This is a genomic window from Flavobacterium sp. (genome assembly GCF_044339515.1).
Classification (GTDB): domain Bacteria; phylum Bacteroidota; class Bacteroidia; order Flavobacteriales; family Flavobacteriaceae; genus Flavobacterium.
In genome coordinates, this window is the sequence record NZ_JBIIVK010000007.1 from 1 (window position 1) to 22,200 (window position 22,200).

Here is a 22,200-nt window from a genome sequence, read left to right on the forward strand (position 1 = left end):
CTTTAAAATGAAGTCTACAAGCTTCTTCACTTCCAAAATTTGCCGTAAAACTGAATAAATTCATCGCTTTTTTTTATCAAATATAAGGCTTTTTATTTAATTATGGGTAATTGCGGACAATCAAAATATTTTTTCATTTTTATGAGTTTTAAAAAAAAATACCAAATTAAATTTGGTATTTTTTATAGTAGTATTAATTTGCTTATGTTTTTTTACAATTCTCTTAACCAAGTTCCAGCGTTAAAAGGTGCAGTGTTTGCTCCAGTAGCTCCGGCATTAACAGTTACAATGCTATCAATGTTTGTTGTATCACCTGTGATACCATTTTTAGTTAAAGCAGTTGTATAAGTTATGTTGGCATTATTAACTTTTAAAGAACCATCTTGGAATTGTCCTAATTGATTTCTTAAATCTACACCGTATCCAATATTTGAAGCTACTACATTTGTTACAATTCCTGCTGTTCCTTCTTTAAAGTTAAATACAGCTTTTGCAGCATTTCCACTTCCTACAACAGTTACATTAGAAACTGTTGGATTAGCTCTTGGGGTGTTATTAAATTCAACAGGTAAGTTTGAACATTCAAAAGCAAAATCACCATTAGAAGGTTGAATAATCCAAATATTTGTAAGTGTACCTCTATATCCTCTGTCCCAGTCTATATTATCGTCTTCACAACCAAAAGCAGCTAAATTTGTTGCATTTACTGAACCTCCGAAGAATTCAAAAGCATCATCAGCACCTTTGTAAGCTTGTAAGTTTTCTAAAACAGTTCCAGAACCTACACCAAAGAAAGAAAATGCATTATATTCTGCAGTTCCACCTGTTATTGCAGCTCCGGCATATTCTATTCTAACATATTTTAATGATCCTGAATTGTCTGAATCGTCTGAACCGCCATAAAGTAAACCTCCTGCTTCTGCAATTTCAGTTCCACCTGTTACGTTAATTCTTGCTTTACCATTGATGATTATTCCACCCCATGCTCCAATTTGATTTGATTGAGCTGTAAAAACAATAGGTTCTGTAGAAGTTCCGTTAGCAATTATCTTTGCTCCTTGTTCAATTTGTAAGTAATTAGTTCCTGAACCTTGGTCTACAGTAGAAACTGTAAATGTTGTTCCTGGTTGAATGGTTAAAGTTGCACCAGATTTTACAACCACTACTCCTTTAAGGTTATAATTACCTGCAGGCACATTTAAATCTTCGGTTATATTTCCTTGTAAAACTGAACCTTCTAAGTTTGGGACTGTTGGACCGCTTGCGTCGTCATCTGAAGAACATCCTACAGCAAAAATTACTGTTGCTAATGCTAAAGCTTTTAAAAAATTTGTTTTCATTTTATTGTGTTATTTAAGTTTTAGCAAAAATAGTTGTAGCCCATCTAAATGAGGTTATGTAAAAGTTATATAACAGTTACAGTTAAATCAATTATTTGTAAATAAATTGTTATCATGAATAAAAAAAAGAGACCAGAAGGTCTCTTTAAGTATTTGAATTATAAGGATTTAAAAGGTGTATGAAAATTCTAAACCAACATTAATTCCTTGATTTAATTCTTGACTAATGTTACTAAATCTGTCAGGAAATGCAATTGGTCTTGTTGGGTCTTGTGTAGCTGTAATATTTTGATCTAAAAGATTTCTGATTGATAAGTTTAACTGGTATCTTTCATTAAAAGTATTTCTCCAAGTAAAATCTAACTGATGAATTGGTTTCTGAGTTATGTCAGCTGCTCCATCCGTTCCAACAGCGTAAATTCTATCAGAAAAAGTATTGAATATGAACGAAATTTTTGATTCAATTTTTTCATTTTTAGCCAGTTCATAAGCAATATCTGCATTAATAATAAAGTCAGATGCTCCTTGTAAAGATCTTGATGTAGACGTTAATTGAGGAAATCTCTCTTTACTAGCTTCTTCATTTGACTTCATCAAAATTGTGTTTATACCAATTGTTGTTTTGTCAGCTAAAGATGATTCTTTAAAAAATGTATTTAATCCAATTGCAGCTTCTAATTCTAATCCAAAAATATAAGCTGAATCAAAATTATCGTATTTTGTTAGGAATCCTGTAGATGTACCTTGCAAAAGTCTAGAAATCGGGTCTTCAATATATTTACCAAACACAGTTGCAGAAACCAGTGAGGATTGATTTGGGAAAGTTTCATATTTTAAATCCACATTGTAATTTACGGTGTTTTTTAAATCTGCATTACCGATAGTGAAATTTCCATCTCCATCTTGATATCTAAATGGAAGAATTTCTCTTAATCTAGGTTTTGAAGAAGTTCTTGAGGCAGTAAAACGTAAATTCGTTTTTTCGTTTAGTCCATATTTAAGATTTAAAACCGGATTTACATCCAATGGGGTATAATCTTTCTTTAAAAAAGGATCATTTACACTATTTGTTTCATTTCTATATTTTGTTTCTCGGAACATATACTCAACTCTTACGCCTACGTCTAAAGTCAATTTCTCCCAATTTCTCGTATAATTTACAAATCCGGCATTTATAAATTGAACAATTTCAACATTTGATGTTGGATCAGCAATGCTTCTATAAAATAAATTTCCATCATCAAAATTAGTATCAAAAAACGGTTGAGGGTTTTCAGTATCAATAGTTGTATCGGTTAATGATGAAGCCCCATTTACTCGCACAGTTCTGTTAAAGAAATCAAATAAAGTCATATCTCCATTATAACCTACTTTGAAAACGTTTTTATATTTATTTTCAATTTGTTCACCAATGTTAAATTGATATTCAACTTTTCCATTCACATTTGTATTGTCTAACACAGAAAAAAAGCGAAAAGGGTCAACACCATTAAAAGTTACATAATCAGCATTTTGTCCAACACCTTCTGTAATTAAAATTTTTCTGTCAGGCATATTGTTTTTACCTTTTGTTGCAGCAATACCATAATCAAGAACTTGTTTTTTGTCTTTAAAATACAATGTTCCGTAATGTTGTAAACCAAAAGAACTATTTTCTGTATATTTTGTATCTCTCAAGAAGAATGGCCTATCAATTGTAATAAAATCGGTATTTTCACCTTGTAATTCATCAATTGTATTTTCAGAATTTTGTAGGTAAATAGCATTGAAGAACAAATTGTATTTGTCCGTTTTCTTATAATTTATTCCTGCTAGTGCTGATTTTTGAGTAGTATATTTAAAAATATTTTCTTGAAAATCTTTAAAGGCAGTTCCTTCAGAATTCAAATTTCTTCGAACACCTGATTGTGCCAAGTAATTATTGCTAAAATTCATATTGAAAATATATCCAATTCTCCTATCGTTGTCCAACAAAAACGAATCTGAATTGGTAATACTTGTTCCAACACTAAGCGGAGCATTGTTGTTCTCAGGCGACCAACTTGAATTAAACATGTCTTTAGATTCTGAAGGAGAAGCAGCATAAGATGTAGTTTGATTTTCACCAAAAACAGTAGGAAGATTTCGGTTGTTTCCCGTATACCCAAAAAAGTCTGAAGCACCTTCATTAGAAGTTTTAAAACTTTTAAAAGTTGTATTTGAGTTATATCCAGCTGTAATACTTATTTTGGTGTATGATTTTGAACTAATGTCTTTTGTCCAAACACCCAAAGAAGCACCAGCAAAATCTTGGTATAATGAAGAATTAAAAGTTTTGTAAACATCGATATTTCTAACAATATCAGACGGTATAAAACTTAAAGGAATTGTTTTTAAGTTGGGATCAGAAGGAATGAAGTTTAAACCATTTATTTGCAAGTAGTTGTATCTGTCATCAAGTCCTCTTACAAAGATACCTCTGTCAGCAACTTTCGAAACACCTGAAATTTTCTGAACACCTTGTTCAACATTCGAAACTCCTTTTCTTGACATTTCAGAAGCCCCAATACTCTGCTTTATTTCAATAGCTCCTTTTTGTTCTAACAACAAAGCACTTTCTTTTTCGCGGCTCACCGTTGTTTGCACCACAACATCCTGTAGCATCATTCCGCCTCCTGCCGTTAAAGCTCTATTTACAGTTACTGTTTGATTTTCTTTAATGGTTACAGGAACTTCAATCGTTTCATAACCCAAAAAACTAAGTTGTACCACATGATTTCCAGGTTCAACATTCAAAGTATATTTACCATTTTCATCTGTTGTTGTTCCAATGGTTGTTCCCTTAATCTGAACATTCGCAAACGGTAGTGGCTCATTGTTCATGTCTTTATCCGTTAAAGTACCGGACACGGTGCCTTTTTGTGCCAAAAGTGACGAACTAATTAAAAGGAATAATAATAAAAATTTAAGTTTCATTATGTGTTGTTTAATTTTGGTGCAAAGAAACGGCTACCTTGTAAAGTTGATGTTACCCACTTGTTACGATTTTGTTTCAAAGAGGTTACGATAATGTTAACAGATTAAATTACCGTTAACAACGTATTTCATTTTGTATTATCTTTACCTTTACATCGCAAAACGCACACTATTTTGGATATGAAAAAAAAGGAAATTAAAATCTTATTGGTTGATGATGAACAAGATATACTCGAAATTGTAGGGTATAATCTCGCCCAAGAAGGCTATCAGATTGTTACGGCTATCAATGGAAAAGAAGCGGTTCTAAAAGCTAAAAAAGAGCTACCTCATCTTATCATCATGGATGTCATGATGCCCGAAATGGATGGAATTGAAGCCTGTGAACACATCCGCAAGATTCCCGAATTAAGTAATGTTATAGTAGCATTTTTAACCGCAAGAAGTGAAGATTATTCTCAAGTAGCCGGTTTTGAAGCCGGTGCCGATGATTATATTGCCAAACCAATCAAGCCAAAAGTTTTGGTGAGTAAAGTAAAAGCACTTTTACGTCGTTTAAAAGACGATGAAACCAAAAGCGATGTGTTAACCGTGGGTAACATTGAAGTGAATAGAGAAGAATACAAAATCATTCAAGGCGGGAAAGAAATTGTGCTACCGCGGAAAGAATTTGAATTGTTCTATTTATTAGCGTCCAAACCCGGAAAAGTATTTAAAAGAGAAGAGATTCTCGATAAAGTATGGGGTAATGAAGTAGTGGTTGGAGGTAGAACCATCGACGTGCACATCCGAAAACTTCGCGAAAAAATTGGCGACGATCTTTTTAAAACCATTAAAGGTGTTGGTTATAAACTGGAAGTATAACTCAATTTCTTCTTTTGTTGAAAATAGTTTACTTTTGAGAGCACATTAACCGACTGAAAACTATTTTTGATGGCCATAAGTTTTAAAAAAACCTACAAGTTTGCCATAAAATCGGCACTTTATATTTCCTTATTTTCGATAGGGTTTTTACTGCTTACAACCTATTTTTTTTATGAAATAAATTGGTTGTTTGTGGCTGTTTTTGGTCTATCCATTTATCTTTTTTCTTTCTTTGTAATTCAATATCGAGTAGAACGGTTTATCTACAGAAGGGTAAAGAAAATCTATGATGATGTTTCATTATTGGATTCTACAACTCTGCGAAGTCAACCCATTACAACCGATATGGCTACCCTTACCAAAGAAGTAAAAAAGTTTGCCACCGATAAAAAATTGGAAATTGAAACCCTAAAAGTGCGTGAAGAATACCGAAGAGAATTCCTAGGAAATGTTTCACACGAATTAAAAACACCTTTATTCACTGTGCAAGGTTATATTTCAACCTTGTTGGATGGTGCTATGAGCGACAAAACCCTTCGAAAAAAATACCTCGAAAGAGCTGAAAAAGGTGTAGAACGACTCATTTATATCGTAAAAGATTTAGATATGATTACCAAATTGGAAACGGGAGATTTAAACCTCGAATATTCTATTTTTGATGTGGTAGAATTGGTTAAGAATGTATTTGAATTATTGGAAATGCGAGCTTCTAAAAAAAACATTACACTAACCTTTGATACCAAGTACCCCAACCCAATTTATGTGCATGCCGATCAGGAGAAAATTCAGCAAGTGGTGACTAATTTGGTTATGAATTCCATCAAATATGGTAAAGAAGGTGGAACCACTGAAGTAAGTATAGAAAACTTAGTAAAAAACAAGTTAATCGTACGTGTAACCGATAACGGTGAAGGAATTCAAAAACAGCACATTCCAAGACTCTTTGAACGATTTTTTAGAGTCGATAAAAGTGGTGCTCGTTCTGAAGGAGGCTCCGGATTAGGATTAGCTATCGTGAAACATATTATCGAAGGCCACAACGAGAAAATTTATGTTGAAAGTCAGTTTGGAGTGGGTTCAGAATTTTCATTTACGCTCGAAAAGCAGAAATAAATTCTTCCAATCTAAATCGTTTTTAAAGCTTTGTAAACCTTTGTACAAATCTACTTCATATAGATTTTCAATCACAAATTTTTCTTGTTTAGCAAAGGGAAAAACACCGTCTTTTTTATATTTTTTAGCCAAATATTCTTGCTCAAATTGTCCCGGAGTGGGAATAAAAAATGCTTTTTTACCCAATTTTGCCAAATCCATTACGGTAGTATAACCCGAACGACAAAGCACTAATTCACTCTCGTTGAACGTCTGTTCGAGTTGTCCTGAGGTCATAAAATTAAAAAACGTAACGTGCTCAACTTGTTCTGATTTTTGTTCAGCTTCAATCACACCACGCACAAAAACAACATCACCCACATAACGTTTGATTTCTTCTTTCAAGTGCATTTCCAACATCGATCGTTGCGGCTCTGGACCGGAAAGTATAACCATTAAATCATATTTTTTCGGTAATTCTTTTCGGTTTAATCGACTTAACGGACCGATATAATTGATTTTAAAGTGAGGATTTTTCAAATGTCCTAGTTTTCCGGTCAGATTTGGAATTTCTGCCACATCGGGAACCCAACATTCTTCATACTTTTTGATGATGTATTGGTGTAACTTACTGGTGATCCAACTTGTATTTCCGGTTAATACATTCAATTGATGTGTGATAAAAACGGAAGGCACTTTTTTAGAATAAATACCTAATCGATTATCGGAGATAATACCAGCTAAACCATATTCTTTTACCCACTTTTTCACCAATTTTCTTTCCAAATAAATGGCTTCCATCATTTTTGGACTGTTTTTAATCAGTTTCCATTTAAAAAAAGCACCATTTTTGGCATATTCAATTTGATAGGAGGGTAATTCCAGAAAAATTAATTCCGGAAATTCTTTTTGTAAAATGTGTAATGCCACTCCATCAGAAGCAATAACGGGTTCAAAATCGTTTTCCATTAATGCTTCAATAATCGGAATACAACGTGTAGCGTGTCCCAAGCCCCAATTTAAAGGAGCAACGAGAATTTTTGGTTTAACAGTTTCCAAGTCTTGATAACTCATTTAATAACTGTAAAAGTAGTATTAATTTTGATTGGGTATATTTCCCTAATTTTACCAAAAAATTAAATTAAGTGGGCAGTAAGAATAAATTAAAGCGTTTTAAAGAAAATGAAACGTTTCAAAATGTAATAGAACCAACCCGTGAAGAAGTAGTTTCGGGTGATTTTAAATGGAAAGGAAATTGGAATAAAGATTTTTTTAAAAACGATAATCCAATTGTTTTGGAATTAGGTTGTGGAAAAGGAGAATATTCTGTTGGTTTAGCCGAACGTTATCCGAATAAAAATTTTATTGGAATCGACATCAAAGGAGCTCGGTTTTGGCGTGGTGCAAAAACGGCTGTGGAAACCGGCCTGCATAATGTAGGCTTTCTTCGCACACAAATTGAATTGATCGAATATTGTTTTTCCGAAAATGAAGTCGATGAAATTTGGATAACCTTTCCGGACCCGCAAATCAAATATAAACGAACAAAAAACCGAATGACCAATACCCAATTTTTGCAACGCTATAAAAAAGTATTGAAAAAAGACGGAATAGTTCACTTAAAAACCGATAGCGAATTCATGCATGGTTACACACTCGGATTGTTGCACGGTGAAGGTCACGAAGTCATTTATGCCAACCATAATGTTTATCGAAATGAAGGTTCGCCGGAAGTGGTGACAGCCATTCAAACATTTTACGAAAAGCAATATTTAGAAATTAACAAAGCCATTACATATATACAATTTAAGATAAAGTAAGCAACCCATTACCCATCACCCTAAAAATGAACATCACTCTTCCCATCCTTCTCGGGCTTTCGGCCGCAGCCATTGGAACAACTCCTCCCGGATTGCTCAACATGACTGCCGCAAAAGTGAGCATGCGTGACGGAAGAAACCGTGCCTTATGGTTTGCGTTTGGAGCTTCGATAATTGTTTTTTTTCAAACTTTATTAGCGGTTTTTTTTGCTCGGTTTATTGACCAAAGAGCAGACGTTAGTGCCGTTTTACAAGAAATTGGGTTAGTGATTTTTACAGTACTAACTTTATATTTCCTTTGGATAGCCAAAAAACCTAAAGATAAAAAGAAGAAAGAAGAAATCAAAATGCGAAGCAAATCGAGTCGTTTCTTTTTAGGAATGTTGTTGTCTTTGCTTAATTTATTCCCGGTTCCTTATTATGTTTTTGTAAGCATTACATTGGGTTCATATGGTTATTTTAATTTTGATACCTTCTTTATCTATTCTTTTTCTGCCGCCTCAGCCATTGCCGCTTTTTTAGTTTTTTTCGGATACATTTCTTTTTTTAAAGGGAAAGAAAAAAAAGATACTTTTCTATCCAGAAACATCAACTATGTCATCGGCTCCATAACCGGAATAGTAGCATTGATTACTTTATTTAAAATTTTCTCGCGTTAAATTTTTAAGATGGAAGATCATTTTTTTGAAAAAGTATATGACATCGCCAAACAAATTCCTTACGGAAGAGTTACTTCCTATGGTGCTATTGCCAAGGCTTTAGGAACGGCTCGTTCTGCCCGAATGGTAGGTTGGGCGATGAGTGCTTCGCATAATCGAGAAGATGTTCCTGCACACCGAGTTGTGAACCGAATTGGTATTCTAACAGGGAAGCATCACTTTCAAGGCACAAATTTGATGCAGCAATTACTGGAAAGCGAAGGTATTGAAGTGGTTGATAATCAAATTGTTGATTTTGAGAAGGTTTTTTGGGAGCCGGAGGTTAGCGAATTGTAATTATTTCCTAATTTTTCAAAAATTTACAAATAATTACATAAATGTTGTTTCAAAATTTTCTCCTTTCCAATAATTAAAAGATTTTTTGTTGATACTCACTTTCTTTAAATAATTCTTTTCAACTAATTCTTCGATGTCTGTTCTTGCTGTTTGATTTGTAATTTTGAATATATTTTCAATTTCTTTTACCGTAAAAAATCGATTTTCATCTTCTTCTAACCAAAATAAAATTTGTGCTTGTCTTTCATTTATATTGGGAAGCTTTAAAAATTTTGAAAGTTTATTTTCTTCTTTTTTCTTTTTAGCGATATAATTTTTTAAATCTTCAAAAGCTTGCGTTAAGACTTTTACTTGATAATGAATGAAATACGAAACATCCATATCATCAATTTCAGTATAAATATATGCTTTTTCGTATTGTGTCTTTGTTTTTAATATTACTCTTGAAATGGATAAATATTCAGTCAACCAATAACCATTTTTCAATAAATACCAATAGAAAAGTGCTCGTGCTGTTCTTCCATTGCCATCAACAAACGGATGAATAAAACCAATTAAAAAATGAAGAATTGATGCTTTCACAATCGGATGAATAAAACTTTCCTTTGGATTATTCTTAAAAAAGTCACAAAATGACTTCATCAGTTCATCGAGTTCTTCGAAAGAAGGTGGTGTGTGAACTATTTCTCCGGTGATTTGATTCATAACCATCACATCATTTGAAATTCTGAATTTGCCTATATTTCCTTCCTCTAACGTATTTTCTGTAACTAGTTTATGAATTTTAAACAACTTTTCAATGGTTAAATCATTCTCTTTTTGTTCGCTTATATATTGAATCGTCTTGTAATTATTCAAAATCATTTGTTCCGATTTGTTGGAAGGTTTTCTTCCTTTTCGAAGCATTTCTTTTGCTTTTACTCTTGTGGTTGTTGCTCCTTCAATCATCGATGAAAAAATACTCTCTTCCATCAAAGCATTCGAGAGATATTTATGTTTGTCTAAATCAGAAAGTAGTTGCTCTTTTTGAATTCCAGCCCCAAAGTTGAAATCTAAATAGTGAAGTTTTTGTTGTAAATTTTCATTCACATTAAATTTAAATCGAATTGAAATATTTTTTTTAAAATTTCCAAAATAAACTTTCGTGTTTTTCAAATGCCGCATTGTTTTTGTAGCAATCCAAAGTTTTCTGGTAAATTCATTTTGTTCAATTTCATAATGGTCAGGTTTTTTAATGTACTTTATTTTGTCCCAATACGGATATTCAGATTCAATTTTATTAAAGTCTGGAAACTCCAACATTATTAATGTGTCAAGTGATTTCAGAGCATTGATTTTGTCACTAAATTCAAAATGTGGAGCTTTTTCTATCATTATTTCCTAATTTTTCAAAAATTTACAAAAACAAAATTACGGTTTTATTTGTAATTATTTCCTAATTTTTCAAAAATTTACAAATAATTACAAATCTCACTCCAGCAAACAAATAATAAATCGCGTTTTGTTTTCATCGATTTGATAATTGAGGTAACCGCCGTGAGCTTCAATAATGTTTTTGGATAAGGTCAACCCAATACCGGCTCCTTCTTTTCGGGTGGTGAAAAAAGGTAGAAAAATTTTATCTTGAATTTCTGCATCAATCCCAATTCCGGAATCGGAAATAGAAATAAACAATCGTTTATTTTTTTGTTCAGCCGAAATTTCAATGATTTTTTCGTCTTTTCCTTCCAAAGCATACAAACTATTGGTTAATAAATTAATCAGCACTTGTTCCATTTGAAGTGCATCAACCATAATCCATCTATTGAAAGAAATGTTGTTTTTTACGATAATATTTTCTTTTTTAAATAACGAGTTCATCAATTGTAGTGCGTTTTTCATCAACTGATTTAGCTCTGTTTTTTCTTTTTTAGGCGATGGTAACATAGCGATTTTTCGGTAACTTTCCACAAAATTTTGCAGATGATTACTCCGATGAATCATCGTAGAAACACTTTCTTTAATGTCGTCTAAATCATCTTTTGAAAGTGATTCTTGTTGCATTAATTCATTCAAATTTTGCGTAAGCGAACGAATTGGCGTAATTGAATTCATCAATTCATGCGAGATGACTTTCATCAAATTAATCCAAGCTTCTTTTTCTTTTTTCTCAACCACTTTTTGAATGGAATCTAACATAACAATGTAATATTCCTGGTCGTAAGCTTTTGTTTTTGAAGCTTGTAGCATAAACGTTTGTGCGTCTTCTTTGTTCACTCGAATTTGTAAAGACGTTTTCAATTCTTCAAAATTTCGTTCTTCAATAATCTCGCAAAGCGAAGGTAATTGATTTTTTAAATACATCCATTTTGATACTTTTGGTACCATAAAATGACTCGATAAATAGTCGTTCATCAAAAAAATGTTCCAATCTTCGTCTGATTTTTGAAGAATTAAAACACCGGTTTCAATGTTGTTTAAAATAGAACGGTAAACCAAATCTTTCGAAACTTGTTCGTTTTGATTTTGTTTTAATGAATCATATAAACGAAACAAATTTTTGTAATTATCATGCGATTTAAGCTTAGAAAAATCCGCTGAAAAATCATTATTTAAGATTGCAGCAATAGTTTTATCATAAAATAAAAAAGTGTTTCGAAGAAAAGTAAAAAACTCAATTCCCATCAACAAAAAAAGTAAAAAACCAAAAATGGAAGAATAAATCAAAGATTTATACAAAAACAAAAAACTGCCAATAAATACCAAAAGCAATAGCAATAATCGGATAAAGAGTTGATGATATAGTTTTAAATTTTTCAAACCTATTTTTGATTAATCGGTTGAACCTAAATTGTATTTTTCCATTCTTCGGTACAAAGCCGCTCTTGACAATCCGAGTTCTTCAGCCGATTTGCTTATGTTGAAGTTATTTCTATACAATACTTTTTCAATGGAAATTTTTTCAATGTCGGACAAAGGCATTTCTTCCATTTCAAAAGGTGAAAAGTTTATCACATCCAAATCTAAATCAGCACTTTTGATGGTATTATTTTCACACAAAATCACTGCTCTTTCGATACGATTCTCCATTTCCCGAATGTTTCCTTTCCAAGCGTTTTTTTGGATTTGTTCCAACGCTTTTTCCTCAAAAACGATTTCTTCTCGTTCATATTTTTGAGTAATTTTTTCCAATAAAAAAGTAGCCAACGGAACAATATCCTCTTTTCGTTCATGAAGCGATGGAAGTTTAATTTCCATGGTATTGATGCGATAATACAAATCTTCTCTGAATTTTTTTGCGTTAACTTCTTTTTTCAAATCAAGATTTGTTGCCGTAATAATTCGAATGTTCAATGGTCTGGACTTAGATTCTCCCAATCGCGTAACCGATTTATTTTGAATCACTTGTAATAATTTAGTTTGCAAATGCAACGGAACATTACCGATTTCGTCTAAAAAAATCGTGCCGTTCTGAGCGGCTTCAAATCGTCCCGGTGTATCATTTTTGGCATCTGTAAAAGCCCCTTTGGCATAGCCGAATAACTCACTTTCAAAGATACTTTCACTCAACGAACCCAAATCAACATGCACAAAAGCTTCTTTTTTCCGATTGGATTGTTGATGAATATAATGTGCTAAAACGAATTTTCCAGTTCCGTTTTCACCTAATATCAACACATTTGCATCGGTTTTTGCAACTTTATCTGCCAAAGAATATGCTTTTTGAATGGCAATTGATTTTCCGATGAAAAATGAATCTACCTTTACTGAATCTATGGTTTTCTTTCTAATTTTTCGATTTTCTTCAACAGCAAATTTAACAACCGAAACCAATTTTTCATTGTCCCACGGTTTTAAAATATAATCAAAAGCTCCTAATTTCAGACCCTCAACAGCGGTTTCCACTTTCCCAAATGCTGTCATCAAAATCACCGTCGTTTTGGGTGAAAGGGTTTTGATTTCTTTCAACAAATAGATTCCTTCTCGTCCGTCTTCAAAACCAATGCGGTAATTCATATCCAGCAAAATCACATCAACTTCATTTTCTGCTAATAATTCAACTACTTTTTTTGGATTATTGAGTGTAAAAATGGTTTCAAAATGTTTCTTCAACACCATTTTACAAGCAAATAGAATGTCTTCTTGATCGTCAATAATTAAAATAGTAGCATTTGTTTTTTTCATGTAAGCTGATTTGTTTCAGTTTCACCGTTCAATTGCGAACAATTAGTGTCCGAAAATGAACACTTGATTTTTTATTTTTTTTGTGATGAATTAAAAATCAACGTCTTACAAAACTTTAATTTTTGGCATAAAATTGACTTAGATCATTACAAATAAATGTATTATGGACACTATCGTTCCTCGTAAAAATAGAAAAAATAAATATATACTGATTGGTTCAACTGTTTTTTTAATCCTGCTTATTTTAGTGGTGATGAGTATGACCAAAAAAAGAAGTTTGGATGTTTCCATAAACGAAATTTCTATAAAAACGGTAATGGTTGAAAATTTTGAAGATTATATAGTTTTTCAAGCAAAAGTGGAGCCACTCAATTCAATGTTGCTGAATGTGATTGAAGGTGGTTCTATTCAAGAAATTTTTGTAGAAAATGGCGATTTTGTAGAAAAAGGGCAACCGCTGGCAAGATTGTATAATCCAAATACTGAATTAAGTTTTATGAATCAGGAAACCGCGATGATTGAACAAATTAACAACCTGAACAAAGCCAAACTCGATTTGAGAACACAAGAATTAAATTTGGCAAAAGACTTAATTTCCATTGAACACGATTATTTTGATGCAAAAAATTTATATGATTTGAATCAGAAATTATACAAACAAGAAATTCTTTCCAAAAATGAATGGGAAACCACGCAGGAAAATTTCAGGTATCAAACCGAACGAAAAAACATCATTCAACAAAGTGTACAAAAAGAAAAGCAAGCCAATCAAATTTTAATCGCACAAATCAATCAATCACAAGGAATTATACAAAAAAGTTTACAGATTTTACGTGAGAATAAAAAGAATTTTTTGGTCGTTGCTCCGCTTTCCGGAAGATTGTCATCGTTTGAACCTGTCTTGGGAAAAAATTACATTGCCGGAGAAACTATTGGTAAAATTGATGTAATGAAAGGCTATAAATTGATGGCAGATGTGGATGAATTTTATTTGGAAAAAGTGTCCGAAGGTCAAAAAGCAAACATTGAATACAAAGAAAAAATGATTTCAGTTGTCGTTTCTAAAGTGATTCCTGAAATAAAAAGCGGTCGTTTTCAAGTGGAATTACAATTTGAAGAAAATAAAGAACTCGATTTGCGACAAGGATTAAGTTTTGGAGTGCGACTGTTATTATCCGAAAAAGTAAAATCAACAGTCATTCCAAAAGGGAGCTTTTATCAAGAAACGGCCGGAAAATGGATTTTTGTTGTCAATGGCGATAAAGCTGAACGCAGAGAAATACAATTAGGCAGAGAAAATCCATTGTATTACGAAGTGCTTTCCGGCCTGAAAGTAGGTGAAAAAGTAATAACTTCCGGTTATAAAGATTACGTGGAAATGGAAGTTTTAAATTTAAATAAAAATTAATCATCAATCAAAAAACGAATACTATGATCACGATTCAAAAATTATCAAAAATCTTCCGAACAGAAGAAGTAGAAACCAAAGCTTTAAACGAAATTGATTTGGTTGTTCATCAAGGCGAATTTGTTACCATTATGGGAGCTTCCGGTTGCGGAAAATCTACCTTACTCAACATTGTGGGTTTGTTAGACAGTGCCTCGGGAGGAAGTTATCAATTGTTGAACCAAGAAATGACTGGTCTGAATGAATCAGAAAAATCGAAAATCAGAAAGCAAAACATCGGATTTATTTTTCAAAATTTCAACTTGATTGATGAACTTTCAGTGTTTGACAATATTGAATTACCACTTATTTATAATAATGTTCCAACTTCTGAAAGAAAGAAAAAAGTGGAAGCAATTGCTGAGCGTTTAGCTATTTCACATCGTTTGAAGCATTTTCCACAACAACTTTCAGGAGGTCAACAACAACGAGTTGCTGTGGCAAGAGCGTTAATCAATGATCCAAAAATCATTTTAGCCGATGAACCAACCGGAAATCTAGACAGTAAAAACGGTAATGAAGTGATGGAATTGCTAACCGATTTACACGCCAACGGAGCCACAATTTTGATGGTAACACACTCCGATTATGACGCTTCTTTTTCTCAAAAAACCATTTATATGAAAGATGGAATGGTGATTTCTGAAAAACAAAACAGTAGAAATGTTGATGTTTTGGTAACCAATTAAACAGTAAAATCATGATTAATAATTGGATTAAGATATTTTTATATCAACTCAAAAAAAATAAATTATTCACTATTCTCAATACATTAGGATTGAGTTTGGGAATAGCCGGATTAATTTTTGCTATTTTATATTGGAATGATGAACAAAGTTATAATGCATGGAATCCTGAGAAAGATAATGTTTTTCAGTCAATTAATCAGGTTTCAACTGATGTGTTTTGGGCCAGTAATGTATCTCCTTTGGAAGCTTTTTTCAAAAAAGATTTTCCGGAACTAGAATCGTATTGTTATTTGGAAAATTGGTATTATGAAGAATTGGTTCATTATAAAAATAAAAAACAAATTCTTAAAATAACGGATTCGCAAAACACTTTTTTTGAATTTTTCCCTTTTCCTTTTGTAAAAGGAAGTTCAAAATCAGCGTTGAAAGACAATGCTAGTATGGCAATTTCTCAAGAAGCAGCAAACCGTCTTTTTGGTGATGAAAATCCAATGGGAAAAGAAGTACTTTATTCGGGAAGAAAAATCGTTATCAGAGGTGTTTATACAATTCCGGGAAATTCATCTTTGGAACCCGAAGCAGTTACTAATCTTATTGATCCAAAATTGAAAGAAAACGCCGATCATTGGGGCAACTTCAATCATGGATTGCTTTTGAAACTTAAAAATCCGGATGATAAGGACAAAGTAAGTTTGCGAATTGAAAAAATTTTATTTGAAAATAGAGTTTTAAAATGGGCAAAAGAACAAGGATTAACGCCTGAGGAATGGTTAAAGAAAAATGGAGGAGAAAGCACCAAAATCATTTTAGAGCCATTAGCATCTGCCCGATTACATTCAATTGTTGATGGATATGCTGAAGGTAAAGGAAACTATCAATTTCTGCTCATTATGATGGGTTTGTCTGTATTGATTTTGATTTTGTCTATCGTAAATTATATCAACCTGGCAACAGCCAACGCCATTTTGAGAGCCAAAGAAGTTGGCGTAAGAAAGATTTTAGGTGCATCAAAAAGTAATATTGTTAAACAATTTATTTTTGAAACGATAATAATTACAACATTTTCTATTTTATTAGCTTTAGTGATTGTAGAATTATCACTCCCGTATTACAACGAATTTTTAGGGAAAACGCTACTCATTCACGGAAGTCAATTTTACATTCAATTAATTATCATTTTCATTATTGTTGTTTTAGTAGCCGGAATTTTTCCGTCAATTTATGTTTCTAATTTTGAAACATTAAAAGTACTCAAAGGCAACTTTGGACGAAGTAAAAGCGGTGTTTGGTTACGGAATGGCATGTTGGTTTTTCAGTTTGCCATTGCCACCTTCTTTATTGTTGGTTCTTATATAGTTTATCAGCAAATTAATTATTTAAATACAAAAGATTTAGGTTTTAAAGGTGACCAAGTGCTTTCCATTCGATATAGAAACATTTATCACTGGTCCGAAAAGGACTATCAAGTAAAAATATTTAACAGGTATAACACCATAAAAAATGAATTATCTAAAATTAAAGGTGTTGAGCAAGTGGCTACCGGAGCATTTGCATTTGGAGGTAATGCCGGTTCTTCATCAAGTTTTGAATACAATGACATCACCATTCAAGGTCAAAACATGGGAATTGATTTTGGAATGCTCGAAATGATGAAAATTCAATTGAAAGAAGGAAGATATCTTTCTGAAAAATTAGCATCAGACACTATAACTTCAATGTTAGTAAACGAAACGGCCATGCGAATGATGAAGGAAAAAAATCCAATTGGAAAAGAAGTTGACTGGAATGGAAATAAGCTGAAAATAATCGGTATTGTCTCAGATTTTAATTTGGATGGACCTCAAAGCGAAATTCCTCCGATGGTTTTCTTTCACTTCAAAACAATCGATTGGATGCTCGGAAATGCAAGTAAAATGCATGTAAAGGTTAATGGTGAAAATATTCAGCAAACGATTGCAGATATTGAAAAATTTTGGCTAAAAAATGTAGATAGCGACTATCCGTTTGAATATGATTTTGTAAACAAAGAGTATGCTCGAACGTATGAAACTTACGTCAAACAAAAAAATCTTTTCTCGTTACTCAATGTAATTGTGATTCTAATTGCTTTGTTCGGATTGTTCTCTTTAGCATCGTATTCCATCCAACGAAGAATGAAAGAAATCGCAATTAGAAAAACGTTGGGTGCAGAAACCAAAATATTGCTCAAAGAACTGTCTAAGCAATACATCGTTTTTTGCCTTATCGGATTTTTATTAGCACTCTTTCCGGTTTATTTTTTACTCGGAAAATGGTTAGAAAATTTTGCTTTTCGAATTGAAATTTCTTTTATACCATTCCTAGTCGGATTTATAATTCTAATGTTATTAACCTTGATCGTTGTGCTTTCCAAAGCTTACCAAGCTACTAAAGTGGATGTTTTAAACTATTTAAAATATGAATAAGAGGTTAATCATTTTGTTCTTATTTACTTCGAGCATTTTTGTGCGTGGCCAAGAAGTGTCTTGGTCACTGCAAAAGTGTTTTGAGGTAGCTTTGCAAAACAATATCGATATAAAAATCAAACAATTGGAGATTTTACGTTCCAAAAAAAGCTATACGAATCCGTTGTTAGAATTAGTTCCATCTGTCGGATTAACGGCTAATCATAGTTACAATTTTGGTTCTACGATTGATCCAAATACCAATGCCAGAGTTAGTTCTGATATTCAATGGGATAATCTTAGCTTTAATGCCTCTATCAATTTACTCGATTTTTCAAACTTAGCAACAGCCGGGAAAAATAAATTGGAAGTCGAATTAAGCAAAGCCGATAAAGAGGTGGTTGAGTACGAATATAAATTGCAATTGCTCGAAAAATATTTTGAAGTATTATACAGTCAGGAGCAACTAAAAATTCAACAAGAACAGTTCAAAAACACCGTTGATAATTTAGAGCGTATTCAAAAAGAAGTCGAAATCGGTAGCAAACCAAAAAGTGATTTGTATGATATGCAATTCAATTTTTCATTGGAAGAAAATCAAATTTTGGTTTCCAAACAGCTGTATGAATACAAAAAAAAAGAACTTTTTCAATTGATGAACGACAATGAAACGAGTTCGGAAAACGTTTCGTTAGAACCTTATTTTGCATCAAACACAGTTGAAAATAATTTTGAAATCACTAACAATCCAAAACTAAATTTCGCTAAAATCAGTTTTAAAGCTTTTAAAAAAGACGTAGGAGTTTTAAGAGGAAATAATCTCCCTACTTTGTCTGCTTTTTACGGTTTTTCAACATTCTATTCTACTCCAATAAACACGCCTAATGTTCCGGTGGATGATTTTCAAACACAATTTGACAACAACAAGTATCATCAGACCGGATTGCAGTTGCAAATACCCATTTTCACCGGATTCAAACAAAACCGAAGAATTGCCGCAGCAAAAATTCAAACAGAAAAAGCCAAATGGGAGGCCGAACAAGAGAAAATTAAAATCAATCAACAAATCGAATTAGAAAAAACTCAAAAAAATAATTATTTCCAACGCAATCAAAAACTCAAAAACTCACTTGAACTTGCTGAAAAAATGTTAACCACTTCGCAAGCAAAATTTCTAAGCGGAAAAACGGATGCCGTAGTGTTTTCTGCCGTCAAAAACCAACGATTGAATGCTGAATACGAAGTTTTAAAAAATGATTTGTTGTTTCAATATACTTCCGTGAAAATAAATCTGCTTACTAAAAATCAATTGTAAAATTCAACATTCACTTTTTAACTGATTATTACCACTGATCTCGGAAGCTTTCGGGAGCAACTGAACACTGCCACTGCCAACTAAAACTCTATCCCTCCATAAACATTTTCAATTCTTTAACTACTGTTTCTGTACTTTTCGTATTATCTTTGCAATCTAAACTCAGTATAAATAAAACTGATTTTTTTTATAAAATAATTACATCCCAAAAGCTCCCCTCTCCTTTGGAGAGGGGTTGGGGGTGAGGTAAAAATAATTTATGAAACTCGACAGAAAAGAAATATTAAAAGCCTTAGAAACCATTTCTGTGGCTGGTGAAGGAAAAAATATGGTGGAAAGTGGAGCAGTTAAAAATGTACTCACTTTTGGTGATGAAGTAGAGGTTGATTTAGTTTTATCAACGCCGGCTTTACACATTAAGAAAAGAGCGGAAGTTGATATCATAAAAACGATTCATGATTTAGTTTATGAGAAAGCCAAAGTGAAAGTAAACATTAAGATTGAAGCTCCACAAAAACCTGAAAATCCAAATCTAATTAAAGGAAAACCAATTCCGGGAATCAGCAACATTGTTGCCATAGCATCCGGAAAAGGAGGCGTTGGAAAATCTACCGTAACCGCCAATTTAGCCGTTACTTTAGCTAAAATGGGATTCAATGTAGGGGTGCTTGATGCCGATATTTATGGGCCATCGATGCCCATTATGTTCGATGTAGAAAATGAAAAACCAATCTCTGTAGAGGTAGATGGCAAGTCAAAAATGAAACCGGTAGAAAGTTACGAAGTAAAAATTCTTTCCATTGGATTTTTCACTAAACCCGACCAAGCTGTTATTTGGCGTGGCCCAATGGCTGCCAAAGCCTTAAACCAAATGATTTTTGATGCCGATTGGGGTCAACTCGACTTCCTGCTCATCGATTTACCACCCGGAACAGGTGACATTCACCTTTCCATCATGCAATCGCTTCCTATCACAGGTGCCGTTGTGGTGAGTACTCCTCAAGCCGTGGCTTTAGCCGATGCTAAAAAAGGGGTTTCGATGTTTTTATCAGAAGCTATTAGCGTTCCCGTGTTAGGAATCATCGAAAATATGGCTTATTTCACGCCGGAAGAACTACCAAACAACAAATATTATATCTTTGGAAAAGAAGGTGCCAAAAACTTAGCCGAAGATTTACAAGTGCCCATGTTGGGAGAAATTCCATTAGTACAAAGTATTCGTGAAGCTGGGGATTACGGTCGTCCGGCCGCATTGCAAACCGCAACACCACTCGAAGGTGCTTTCGAAGAAATTGCCCGCAATGTTGTGCAAGAAGTAGTAAACCGAAACGAAAGTTTACCACCAACCGAAGCAATTAAAATAACCACAATGGCCGGCTGTTCGGCTGTAAAAGGGAAAAAATAAAAATCCGCTTTCCTCCCTCTCCTTTGGAGAGGGTCGGGGTGAGGTAAAAAAAAGAAATAATGACAAACGAAGAAATTAGAGTAGAAATCGAAAAAGCACTAGACGAAATCCGTCCGTTCCTAAAATCAGATGGCGGCGATATTTCCCTTATCGATGTGCTCGACGACAAACACGTAAAAGTGCGTCTCGAAGGAGCTTGCGTAGGCTGTAGCGTAAACCAAATGACATTAAGAGCCGGTGTAGAAACGACCATCAAAAAATATGTGCCACAAATCGAAACAGTCGAAAACGTAGCTTAATTTTTTTGGGCGTGACCACAAGGGTCGGGCTATCCGCTCCAAGTCCTCGCCCCAAAAAAACAATTTTCTAAGGTCACAAAAAAGCTTCCGTTGGTTGCTTTTTGAGCCCAAGAAAATTTGTTATTTTGTGCTCCGGGCTTTCCGCTACTATCCCTCACGCAATCCCTGCCAACTGACAAATATCATATTCAAAAGAAAAAAGAACAACTATTTTCGCAAAGTAAAATTTAAAAACTATGTTACTCAGCGACCCAGAACCTCAGAGCCTCAGTAACTCAGAACCTCAGTAACTCAAAAGAATGATACAAACCGACATACTCATCATTGGAGCAGGCCCAACCGGACTTTTTGCTGTTTTTGAAGCCGGATTATTGCAATTAAAATGCCATCTGATTGACGCACTTCCGCAACCGGGAGGTCAATTGGCTGAATTGTATCCGAAAAAACCAATTTTTGATATTCCCGGATATCCGGAAGTATTGGCTGGAGAATTGGTTAATAATTTAATGGAGCAAATCAAACAGTTTCAACCGGGATTCACACTAGCTGAAACGGCTGAAACGATTGAAAAATTAGAAGACGGTACTTTTATTGTAACAACCAACAAAGGCACAAAACATAAGGCAAAAGCAGTGGCCATTGCCGGCGGATTAGGAACTTTTGAACCCAGAAAACCCGCTATTGATAACATTTCTTTTTATGAAGAAAAGGGAGTGGAGTATTTTGTAAAAGACCCGGAATTGTTTCGGGATAAAAACATTGTTATTGCAGGTGGAGGTGATTCTGCTTTGGATTGGAGTATTTTTCTATCCAATGTTGCTCAATCAGTTACATTAGTGCACCGCAGAAATGAATTTAGAGGAGCGTTAGATTCTGTTGAAAAAGTACAAGAGCTAAAAAAACTCGGTAAAATTAATTTAATCACACCCGCAGAAGTTGTAGCGATTAATGGAAAAGACCATATTGAAAGCATTGTTTTAGAAAACGAAGGAATCCAACAAACTTTTGAAACCGATTATTTTATTCCACTTTTCGGTTTAACACCCAAGTTGGGAGCCATTGCCAATTGGGGTTTGGAAATTGAAAAAAATGCCATCAAAGTGAATAACGCTTTAGATTATCAAACCAACATCGAAGGAATTTATGCCATTGGTGATGTAAACATCTATCCAGGGAAATTAAAACTCATTTTATGTGGATTCCACGAGGCCACGTTAATGTGCCAAAGTGTTTATAGCCGTTTAAATCCCGGTAAAAAATACGTTTTAAAATACACCACCGTGTCTGGCGTTGACGGTTTTGACGGAACACGAAAAGAAGCCGAAAAAGCAGTTGTAAAATCGATTGAATAAATTATTTTTGTTCAAGTTTCAGGTTTCAAGTTTTTTGGCA

General features: G+C 33.4%; 18 protein-coding genes. 12 read left to right on the forward strand and 6 right to left on the reverse strand.

Going from position 1 to position 22,200, the window contains the following annotated elements; all coding sequences use genetic code 11:
* Positions 1 to 212: 212 nt before the first annotated feature.
* Both ACIQ0M_RS02925 and ACIQ0M_RS02930 read right to left on the reverse strand, forming a co-directional pair.
* Entirely contained in the window at positions 213 to 1,340 is a 1,128-nt protein-coding gene (locus tag ACIQ0M_RS02925) for a hypothetical protein (RefSeq protein ID WP_396149551.1), read from the reverse strand.
* Positions 1,341 to 1,508: 168 nt separating this feature from the next.
* Positions 1,509 to 4,295 (reverse strand): TonB-dependent receptor domain-containing protein, encoded by a 2,787-nt coding sequence (locus tag ACIQ0M_RS02930; RefSeq protein ID WP_396149553.1) that lies wholly within the window; start codon positions 4,293 to 4,295, stop codon positions 1,509 to 1,511.
* Positions 4,296 to 4,475: 180 nt separating this feature from the next.
* Between ACIQ0M_RS02930 and ACIQ0M_RS02935 the strand changes: the two genes are divergently transcribed.
* On the forward strand, positions 4,476 to 5,159 hold the full coding sequence (locus ACIQ0M_RS02935) for a response regulator transcription factor (RefSeq protein ID WP_396149555.1): 684 nt from the start codon (positions 4,476 to 4,478) through the stop codon (positions 5,157 to 5,159).
* A 69-nt stretch (positions 5,160 to 5,228) separates the two neighbouring features.
* Positions 5,229 to 6,272 (forward strand): sensor histidine kinase, encoded by a 1,044-nt coding sequence (locus ACIQ0M_RS02940; protein WP_396149557.1) that lies wholly within the window; start codon positions 5,229 to 5,231, stop codon positions 6,270 to 6,272.
* Here the strand turns inward: ACIQ0M_RS02940 and ACIQ0M_RS02945 are convergent.
* Positions 6,246 to 7,325, reverse strand: a complete 1,080-nt coding sequence (locus ACIQ0M_RS02945; protein WP_396149559.1) for a glycosyltransferase — start codon at positions 7,323 to 7,325, stop codon at positions 6,246 to 6,248. The genes ACIQ0M_RS02940 and ACIQ0M_RS02945 overlap by 27 nt on opposite strands.
* 71 nt (positions 7,326 to 7,396) lie before the next feature.
* Between ACIQ0M_RS02945 and trmB the strand changes: the two genes are divergently transcribed.
* From trmB to ACIQ0M_RS02960, 3 genes are read left to right on the forward strand one after another with little or no spacing between them, the layout of a single operon-like run.
* Positions 7,397 to 8,071, forward strand: coding sequence for a tRNA (guanosine(46)-N7)-methyltransferase TrmB (trmB, locus tag ACIQ0M_RS02950; RefSeq protein ID WP_396149560.1), 675 nt, complete (start codon positions 7,397 to 7,399; stop codon positions 8,069 to 8,071).
* Between the two features lie 26 nt (positions 8,072 to 8,097).
* Positions 8,098 to 8,730, forward strand: coding sequence for a LysE family transporter (locus tag ACIQ0M_RS02955; protein WP_396149562.1), 633 nt, complete (start codon positions 8,098 to 8,100; stop codon positions 8,728 to 8,730).
* A 9-nt stretch (positions 8,731 to 8,739) separates the two neighbouring features.
* Complete coding sequence (locus ACIQ0M_RS02960) at positions 8,740 to 9,066, forward strand: MGMT family protein (protein WP_396149563.1); 327 nt, start codon at positions 8,740 to 8,742, stop codon at positions 9,064 to 9,066.
* A 33-nt stretch (positions 9,067 to 9,099) separates the two neighbouring features.
* Here the strand turns inward: ACIQ0M_RS02960 and ACIQ0M_RS02965 are convergent, their stop codons facing one another.
* From ACIQ0M_RS02965 to ACIQ0M_RS02975, 3 genes are all read right to left on the reverse strand, one after another.
* Positions 9,100 to 10,440, reverse strand: a complete 1,341-nt coding sequence (locus tag ACIQ0M_RS02965) for a Fic family protein (RefSeq protein WP_396149565.1) — start codon at positions 10,438 to 10,440, stop codon at positions 9,100 to 9,102.
* A 96-nt stretch (positions 10,441 to 10,536) separates the two neighbouring features.
* The gene (locus ACIQ0M_RS02970; RefSeq protein ID WP_396149567.1) at positions 10,537 to 11,865 is read right to left on the reverse strand and encodes a sensor histidine kinase; all 1,329 of its coding nucleotides are present in this window, start codon (positions 11,863 to 11,865) and stop codon (positions 10,537 to 10,539) included.
* 12 nt (positions 11,866 to 11,877) lie between these two features.
* Positions 11,878 to 13,230, reverse strand: a complete 1,353-nt coding sequence (locus tag ACIQ0M_RS02975) for a sigma-54-dependent transcriptional regulator (RefSeq protein WP_396149569.1) — start codon at positions 13,228 to 13,230, stop codon at positions 11,878 to 11,880.
* A gap of 163 nt (positions 13,231 to 13,393) precedes the next feature.
* On the opposite strand from ACIQ0M_RS02975, the gene ACIQ0M_RS02980 reads away from it, so the two are divergent.
* From ACIQ0M_RS02980 to ACIQ0M_RS03010, 7 genes are all read left to right on the forward strand, one after another.
* Positions 13,394 to 14,638 carry an efflux RND transporter periplasmic adaptor subunit gene (locus ACIQ0M_RS02980; RefSeq protein WP_396149571.1) on the forward strand — a complete coding sequence of 415 codons (1,245 nt, stop codon included), beginning with the start codon at positions 13,394 to 13,396 and terminating at the stop codon, positions 14,636 to 14,638.
* A gap of 23 nt (positions 14,639 to 14,661) precedes the next feature.
* Entirely contained in the window at positions 14,662 to 15,366 is a 705-nt protein-coding gene (locus ACIQ0M_RS02985; RefSeq protein WP_396149573.1) for an ABC transporter ATP-binding protein, read from the forward strand.
* 11 nt (positions 15,367 to 15,377) lie between these two features.
* Positions 15,378 to 17,810 (forward strand): ABC transporter permease, encoded by a 2,433-nt coding sequence (locus ACIQ0M_RS02990; protein ID WP_396149575.1) that lies wholly within the window; start codon positions 15,378 to 15,380, stop codon positions 17,808 to 17,810.
* The gene (locus ACIQ0M_RS02995; RefSeq protein ID WP_396149578.1) at positions 17,803 to 19,104 is read left to right on the forward strand and encodes a TolC family protein; all 1,302 of its coding nucleotides are present in this window, start codon (positions 17,803 to 17,805) and stop codon (positions 19,102 to 19,104) included. Before ACIQ0M_RS02990 ends, ACIQ0M_RS02995 begins: the two co-directional genes overlap by 8 nt.
* Positions 19,105 to 19,363: 259 nt before the next feature.
* Positions 19,364 to 20,509 carry a P-loop NTPase gene (locus ACIQ0M_RS03000; RefSeq protein ID WP_396149580.1) on the forward strand — a complete coding sequence of 382 codons (1,146 nt, stop codon included), beginning with the start codon at positions 19,364 to 19,366 and terminating at the stop codon, positions 20,507 to 20,509.
* A 59-nt stretch (positions 20,510 to 20,568) separates the two neighbouring features.
* A complete protein-coding gene (locus ACIQ0M_RS03005) occupies positions 20,569 to 20,808 on the forward strand; it encodes a NifU family protein (RefSeq protein ID WP_396149582.1) in 240 nt (79 codons plus the stop codon).
* A gap of 299 nt (positions 20,809 to 21,107) precedes the next feature.
* Complete coding sequence (locus tag ACIQ0M_RS03010) at positions 21,108 to 22,160, forward strand: NAD(P)/FAD-dependent oxidoreductase (protein ID WP_396149584.1); 1,053 nt, start codon at positions 21,108 to 21,110, stop codon at positions 22,158 to 22,160.
* Positions 22,161 to 22,200: the final 40 nt, after the last annotated feature.

Coding starts and splice junctions, on each gene's coding strand:
- ACIQ0M_RS02925 (WP_396149551.1), bottom strand. CDS start 1,340: ATGAAAACAAATTTTTTAAAAGCTTTAGCATTAGCAACAGTAATTTTT.
- ACIQ0M_RS02930 (WP_396149553.1), bottom strand. CDS start 4,295: ATGAAACTTAAATTTTTATTATTATTCCTTTTAATTAGTTCGTCACTT.
- ACIQ0M_RS02935 (WP_396149555.1), top strand. CDS start 4,476: ATGAAAAAAAAGGAAATTAAAATCTTATTGGTTGATGATGAACAAGAT.
- ACIQ0M_RS02940 (WP_396149557.1), top strand. CDS start 5,229: ATGGCCATAAGTTTTAAAAAAACCTACAAGTTTGCCATAAAATCGGCA.
- ACIQ0M_RS02945 (WP_396149559.1), bottom strand. CDS start 7,325: ATGAGTTATCAAGACTTGGAAACTGTTAAACCAAAAATTCTCGTTGCT.
- ACIQ0M_RS02955 (WP_396149562.1), top strand. CDS start 8,098: ATGAACATCACTCTTCCCATCCTTCTCGGGCTTTCGGCCGCAGCCATT.
- ACIQ0M_RS02960 (WP_396149563.1), top strand. CDS start 8,740: ATGGAAGATCATTTTTTTGAAAAAGTATATGACATCGCCAAACAAATT.
- ACIQ0M_RS02965 (WP_396149565.1), bottom strand. CDS start 10,440: ATGATAGAAAAAGCTCCACATTTTGAATTTAGTGACAAAATCAATGCT.
- ACIQ0M_RS02975 (WP_396149569.1), bottom strand. CDS start 13,230: ATGAAAAAAACAAATGCTACTATTTTAATTATTGACGATCAAGAAGAC.
- ACIQ0M_RS02980 (WP_396149571.1), top strand. CDS start 13,394: ATGGACACTATCGTTCCTCGTAAAAATAGAAAAAATAAATATATACTG.
- ACIQ0M_RS02985 (WP_396149573.1), top strand. CDS start 14,662: ATGATCACGATTCAAAAATTATCAAAAATCTTCCGAACAGAAGAAGTA.
- ACIQ0M_RS02990 (WP_396149575.1), top strand. CDS start 15,378: ATGATTAATAATTGGATTAAGATATTTTTATATCAACTCAAAAAAAAT.
- ACIQ0M_RS02995 (WP_396149578.1), top strand. CDS start 17,803: ATGAATAAGAGGTTAATCATTTTGTTCTTATTTACTTCGAGCATTTTT.
- ACIQ0M_RS03000 (WP_396149580.1), top strand. CDS start 19,364: ATGAAACTCGACAGAAAAGAAATATTAAAAGCCTTAGAAACCATTTCT.
- ACIQ0M_RS03005 (WP_396149582.1), top strand. CDS start 20,569: ATGACAAACGAAGAAATTAGAGTAGAAATCGAAAAAGCACTAGACGAA.
- ACIQ0M_RS03010 (WP_396149584.1), top strand. CDS start 21,108: ATGATACAAACCGACATACTCATCATTGGAGCAGGCCCAACCGGACTT.